At 50.9% G+C, this 6,805-nt stretch carries 4 protein-coding genes; 2 read left to right on the forward strand and 2 right to left on the reverse strand.

The annotated features are described in order from the left end of the window. Positions 1-841, reverse strand: an 841-nt coding sequence (locus VMT62_02995) for a 2-oxoacid:ferredoxin oxidoreductase subunit beta (protein ID HVN95372.1), incomplete at its 3' end; no start/stop codon positions are given. Further along, positions 825-2,531, reverse strand: coding sequence for a 2-oxoacid:acceptor oxidoreductase subunit alpha (locus tag VMT62_03000; protein ID HVN95373.1), 1,707 nt, complete (start codon positions 2,529-2,531; stop codon positions 825-827). The genes VMT62_03000 and VMT62_02995, both read right to left, overlap by 17 nt. A gap of 118 nt (positions 2,532-2,649) precedes the next feature. Between VMT62_03000 and rnr the strand changes: the two genes are divergently transcribed. Beyond that, positions 2,650-4,752, forward strand: a complete 2,103-nt coding sequence (gene rnr / locus VMT62_03005) for a ribonuclease R (protein HVN95374.1) — start codon at positions 2,650-2,652, stop codon at positions 4,750-4,752. 272 nt (positions 4,753-5,024) lie between these two features. After that, a partial coding sequence (locus tag VMT62_03010; protein ID HVN95375.1) for a PAS domain S-box protein occupies positions 5,025-6,805 on the forward strand: 1,781 nt, incomplete at its 3' end.

A 6,805-nucleotide genomic window follows, 5' to 3' on the forward strand; every position in this document is an offset into this window, starting at 1 on the left:
TGCTCGCCGAGCTTCGCAAGCGCTCACGAGAGAGCGGTTGGTCTTTGAGAGGCCCCTCGGCAAGCACAGGGACCCTTTCTTCGAATGAGGGCCGGTCGTTTCTGTATAAAACGCCGATGGGTATACGCTCCCCCCATTCAAGGGCCTTTTGAAAAGCCGATGCCCTGTCTTTCGGATCATAGCCCTCCCCTAAACGATAAACCCGTTCCCCGTACCACTCGTACGTATTGATTCTATTGAATGTTACACAGGGCTGGAGGATGTCTACCAGAGAAAAACCCTTGTGCGTCATGACCTCCTTTATAAGTCCCTTCAAGTGATCGTGGTCTCCTGCGTATCCGCGCGCCACAAAGCTGCAGTCGAGTGCCACGGCCATGGCCAGGGGACTTAGCGGTTGAGACAAAACGCCGAAGGGCTGGTTTTTTACTAACACGCCCTCTGCGCTGGTGGGGGAGGCCTGCCCCTTTGTGAGCCCGTAGATTTGGTTGTCGTGCACGAATGTCTTTATACCGATATTCCTTCTCATCGCATGGATGAGGTGGTTTCCCCCTTCTCCGTACATATCTCCGTCTCCACCCACCGCAACGACGGTCATGGTATGATTCGCCAGCTTCACGCCTGTAGCAACGGGAATGCTTCTCCCATGCAACCCGTTAAAGGTATTACATCTCACATAGTGAGGGAACTTACCGGCCTGACCGATACCGGAGACTATAGCGAAGTGGTCGGGCGCAAGCCCCACTTCTGACACGGCCTCCCTAAAAGCCCGTAATATCCCAAAGTTGCCGCATCCGGGACACCATGCTGGCATATCCGACCGATAATTATCTAAGCCTGGCATCAATTTCTCCCCTCAGTTCCTCCAGCATAAAGGGCCTTCCGTCGCATCTGTTCACATGGTCGGTGAATTCATAGCCCGTTTCCGCCCTGACCAACCGGGAGAACTGCGATGACCCGTTTTGCTCCACACAGATCGTGATCCTCGCTTTATTGAGCAGGGCCATATAGTCAAATGCAGCTCTGTCAGGGAAGGGGTAAAGCTCGCTGAAATGGAGCATGGCGATGGAGGTATGGTCGATCATCACATCCACAACCTCCTTCAAAATGCCATACATAGACCCCCAGCCCACAAGAACTACCTCTGCATCTGTCCTGCCGTACAAGAGCGGAGCAGCGATCTCCTTCTTCAGGGCAGACAGCTTTTGAAACAATCTTTTCCGTACCATGGCGACCCTGACTGCGGCGTCTTCAGTAATATGCCCTTCTTCAGTGTGTTCGTCGCTGTCAGTGACAATGAGGCGCTCTGTGTCGCCGGGCACACCAAAGGGTGATACACCGTTTTCGGTAAGGGCGTGTCGCTTATATATGGAAGGACCTGCAAGATCTTGGCCCTTTAGCCGGCGGTCATTGTAGGTGATCCTTTCAAGGTCAAAACCCTCGTAGGTCCACTGTGAGTCGGCAAAGTATTGGTCGGTGAGGATCAAGGCGGGCAGTTGATATTTCTGCGAAAGCTCGAAGGCCTTATTTGTAAGATAAAAGGCCTGTTCCGGGCTTCCCGGGGCGAAGACAACACGTGCAAACTCGCCGTGGCCGGCGTGCAGGGCAAAGAGAAGCTCACCCTGTTCGGTGCGTGTGGGGAAGCCGGTTGCAGGTCCCGGTCTCTGTGCCAGCGCCACGACAAGCGGAGTTTCCGTCATGCCCGAGAGCGATAAGCCCTCGACCATAAGGGCAAACCCCCCACCCGAAGAACCGGTCATGGCTCGTACCCCGCCAAAGGATGCGCCGAGCGCCATGTTAATTGCGCTTATCTCATCTTCGGCCTGCTCAACGACTATACCGTATTCCCGCGCCTTTTGAGCCACAGAAACCATGATTCCGGTAGACGGCGTCATGGGGTAGGCAGCATAAAACTTGCATCCGGAGGCCACAGCCCCGAAACCGACCGCTTCGTTGCCGTCAATCAGCATCTTTGCGCCGGACGATGAACCGAGCGAGAAGGCACACCGCGTGCAATGGGACCCGGCGTACTGGTGCCCGGCCGTGGCAACCTTCCTGTTTACCTCCAGAGTCTTTTCGTCTTTGCCCGCAAGCGTGACCTCCAGGACCCCAAAAAGACGTTCGATAGGAAGTCCGAGTATACCCATAACCGCACCGATAGCTGCGGTGTTTGCCATGACCCTGCTGCCCCCGTTTTGCAATGCAATATCCAGAAAAGGGACGGCCAGGAAATGCGGCTTGTCCAAAAGTCCTTTGTGTGAGGCCGGATCATAAAGCAGAACCCCTCCATCCGTCAATTCGCACTCATGTCGGGTTATGCTCGTCTCGTCGAATGCTACGATGAGGTCTATTCCCTTACGGGATGCCGAAACGGGCAGGTCCGCTAATCTTATTTGATAGAAGTTGTGACCTCCCCGCACCCTCGATTCATAGTCCTGATGAGAAAAAACGTGATAACCGGCCCTCGAAAAGACTTTTGTAAGCGTGTCTCCGATAGTCTGTACACCCTGACCGGCCTCTCCGCCTATTTTCACCGAATAATCCATAAAGTTCATATTACTATAAGATCACGTAAATAGAATAGCAATGCAAAATCCGACCAAAATTGGAAACCATCATGAATCATGGTATAAATTGTGAGGCTGTACTTACATGATGAGAAAAAAAACCCACTTTGAGCTCAATCAAAAGGACCTTATAACGCTGTTTAAGAGGGAACAACGTCCCCTCGGTGTAAACGACTTATATGCGCTACTCGGAATGGACAAGCAACAGAGGAGAAACCTCAAAAGAATCCTGCAAGATCTCTTAGAGAAGGGTTCGATTATAAAATTAAAGCATGGAACGTTCGGTATTGTGGAGGAGATGAACCTCGTCAGGGGGACACTCTGGTGCACCAGGAGTGGAAACGGTTTCGTTGTGCCTGACAAGGAAGGCGTGCGCGATCTTTTCATCCCGGCGCGTCAAATGAACAATGCATTCCACGGGGATACAGTCATCGCCCGGTTGCAACATACATCGCGGACACACAGAGAAGGCAGAATCATCGAGATTGTGCGTCGTAATACCAATCATATCATTGGGTTCACTAATATACATAATAAATTAATGTATATTACTCCAGAAGATAGTAGATATAATTGTCTTTTTGTGGTTAAAAAGACTCCCGATGGGGTCAAGGTAGTCAACGGAAGTCTTGTAGCCGCAGCCGTTACAAAGTTTCCCGGTGAGCAAGCGGACGCTGAATGTGTCATCACAAAGGTATTCGAAGGCGGTCTTACTACCGTCGATGCCATAACCCGTTTTGTTGAATACAAGTACGGCCTTCCCGGACGATTCAAAAAGAGTGTCGATTCAGAGCTCAAGAACCTGGAGGGGATAATCGCCGAACAAGGGCGCACGGATTTGACGGCGCTCAATCATGTCACTATCGATGGAGAATCCGCTAAGGATTTTGATGACGCTGTATATGTGGAAAAGACGGCCAAGGGGTATACGCTCTTTGTTTCGATTGCCGATGTCTCTTCCTTCGTATCGGCCGGTTCCCTCCTGGATGAAGAGGCCTATGAACGCGGGACAAGCATATATTTCCCCGGCAAAGTAATTCCCATGCTTCCCAAGCTGTTATCGAACGGTTTGTGCAGCCTCACCCCGGGCGAGAATAAGCAGGCCCTGACTGTAAGAATCGACTACAACAGGGACGGGGATGCCGTACGAAGCATTTTTTTTAATTCCGTAATCAGAAGCAAAAGACGGCTCACGTACCATCAGGTGGAGGATGCTATCATCGGCCGGGATAAAAGGACGAGAGAGAAGCTTGGTGATCTCGTGCGATTGCTTGAAGACATGGCAGAGCTCGCCTCGCTTCTCAAGAATAAACGAGAAGATAGAGGGAGTCTTGACTTCGATCTTCCAGAACCGGAGATCATCCTCAATATCGAGGGCGGTATTAAGGAGATCATCAGATCCGAGAGGCTCTTCGCACACCAGCTCATCGAAGAATTCATGGTGGCCGCAAACGAAACCGTGGCATGCTTTCTTAAGGATAATGACCTTCCTGCACTATACAGGATTCATGAACCTCCCGACCGGGATAAGCTAAGAGAGATCGAAAAACTCATCTTCGCCCTTCCCCTGCACCGCAAAAAGACGTCAGGCGGAGCGGCCTCTCTGCAGTTGCTTCTCATGAGCGCTAAAGGCACTGATTACGAGTTCTTCGTTAACCGCGTGCTCCTAAGATCCATGAAGCAGGCCCGTTACAGCGCTACGAATAAGGGCCACTTCGGACTTGCCTCTGATTGTTACCTCCACTTCACATCACCCATCCGAAGATATCCGGATCTGGCGTGCCACAGGTCTTTAAAGAACATGCAGATAAGAGGGCTTAACGCTCAAGGAGACTTTGAAAAAATGGCGGCGCATCTTTCCGACAGAGAGCGTCTCGCTATGGAGGCCGAGAGAGACCTGGAAGATAGAATACGGATCCTTTTTATGAAGGGCAAGATCGGAAAGACCTACCAGGGGCTAATTTCCCATATTACGGCCTATGGTTTTTTCGTGGAACTCAACGAAGTATTTGTCGAGGGACTGGTGCTTCTTACCGATCTTTCAGACGATTATTACCACTTTCAAGAAGAAAAACTTAGACTCATCGGGAAAAGGACAAGAAAAATATATCGCATAGGCGACAGGATCAACGTAAGGGTAATCGTTGCCGACCCAGAGACAAATCGGCTTCACTTCATGCCCACGTGAGGCGTATCAAGCCATCGGAAGAGAATTGGGACTGCGGCGGAAAAGCCCATGGACGGGTAAAACGGCTCAAACAAGCGCATGCGCCGCTCCGTATACGTTAAGTTGATACCGAACAAAATTCATGCGAATCGGATGTCCTGTTTGATGAGAGAATGGGGGATTATCGAAGGTCGACGGATGCAAACACTTAATTTCTTGTGTGGCCTTGCGCCGGTGGGTTATATCTTACGAGTCGGGACAACCATTCGGAACAGTGGATACTAATTGATCTCATGAAAAGGCAAAAAGGACCAAAAGCACAGCTCGTGAAAGGACAGCGCGGTATGCGCAAACCGAACAGGGCGCTTGAGGCGGGCTCGAATGATCCGGGCAACGCCATAGGCGCCGGGCAATGGCAGTTGAAATACGCTGAGGCTGCCCTCGATCATGTCCCCGCCGGCGTCCTTTGGATTGACGAAAATGAGAAGATACTCTATGCCAACAAAGAGGTGAGCCGGCTGCTTGGATACACAGAGGAAGATCTCCTCACTAAGACGCTTGGCGATTTAGATGCACATCGGCCTTCTGCTGTATGGCAAAGAGACTGGCTTGCGCTGAGAAAACGCGGCTTAATGACGTTTGAATCGTCTGTCACGTCCAAAAATAGCATCATCCACCCTGTTTACGTTACATCGGTCTGCAGAAAATATGATGGTTCAGGATATGTATTCGTAATCATCCTGGATCCGGCAGAGGGAAAGAAGGCCGAGGACCTTCTCAAACTCACCCAATTCTCCGTGGACAATTCGGCTATTCCTGCTTTCTGGCTCGATAAGAGCGGGCAAACCCTCCATGTGAACAAAGCCACGTGCAGCACTCTTGGTTACTCGGAGGAAGAATTGCGCACCATGAACGTAAGGGATTGGGACGTGGGTTTTCCCTATTACAAATGGAACGAATTCTGGCCCGAACTCAAGAAGAAACATTCGGTCACCGTTGAATCGATTCACAAAAGAAAGGACGGCACGCAATTTCCCGTGGAACTGGCTATTAGCTATTTGAGGTTTGGGGCCAGGGAATACATGTTCGTCTTTGCCCATGATCTGACCGAAAAAAAGCTCGCCCAGAAGGAAAAAGAGCGACTCCAGACCCAGCTCTTCCACGCTCAAAAGATGGAGGCCGTGGGCCAGCTTGCCGGCGGTGTCGCACACGATTTTAACAATATACTCACAGCGCTTATCGGATACGGAACTCTCCTGGAGATGGAAATGCCCGAGGACGACCCTCTGCGATTGTACGTGACGGAGGTACTCTCCTCAGCTGAAAAAGCCGCAAACCTTACACAGAGCCTCCTTGCTTTCAGTCGCAAGCAAACCATAGACCTCAAACCTTATAACCTGCACCACATCATAAACGGCATACGTAAGCTCATCGCCGGCCTTATCATGGAAGATATCGAGCTGAAGGTCAATCTTGCCGATTGGAACCCCATTATGATGGCCGATTTAACGCAGATTGACCAGGTCATCATAAACCTCGCAACCAACGCTCGGGATGCAATGCCGGAAGGCGGGGTGCTGACCATCGAAACGAGGCCTTTTAGTCTCGATTATGAGTTCGCGAACGCGCATGGGTACGGAGTTCCGGGCAAATATGTGGTCCTTTCAGTCTCAGACACAGGTATGGGCATGGATGAAAGAACCAAAGCAAGGATTTTCGACCCGTTCTTCACAACCAAAGAGGTAGGAAAAGGCACGGGCCTCGGCCTCTCCATCGTCTACGGTATCGTCGAACAACACGGCGGTCATGTTGTGGTCCATAGCAAGAAAGATCAGGGGACGCGGTTCGATCTTTATTTTCCCCTCATCAGTGAGCAATTACAAGAAGCGAAACCTGCGCTCGCGGACACCATAAAAAAAGGGTCCGAAACCATTCTTCTGGCCGAGAACAATACGGTGGTGAGAAGACTCGCGCGGGATGTTCTTGAAAGGACAGGATACACCGTTATCGAAGCGGCGAATGGAAAGGATGCGATTGAAACGTTCGTCGCAAATAATGATAAGATTGATTTTGC

Source organism: Syntrophorhabdaceae bacterium, assembly GCA_035541755.1.
GTDB lineage: Bacteria > Desulfobacterota > Syntrophorhabdia > Syntrophorhabdales > Syntrophorhabdaceae > PNOF01.

What these genes read in the sequence shown, in the direction of transcription:
- rnr (HVN95374.1), top strand. Translation starts at nt 2,650, where the DNA reads ATGATGAGAAAAAAAACCCACTTTGAGCTCAATCAAAAGGACCTTATA.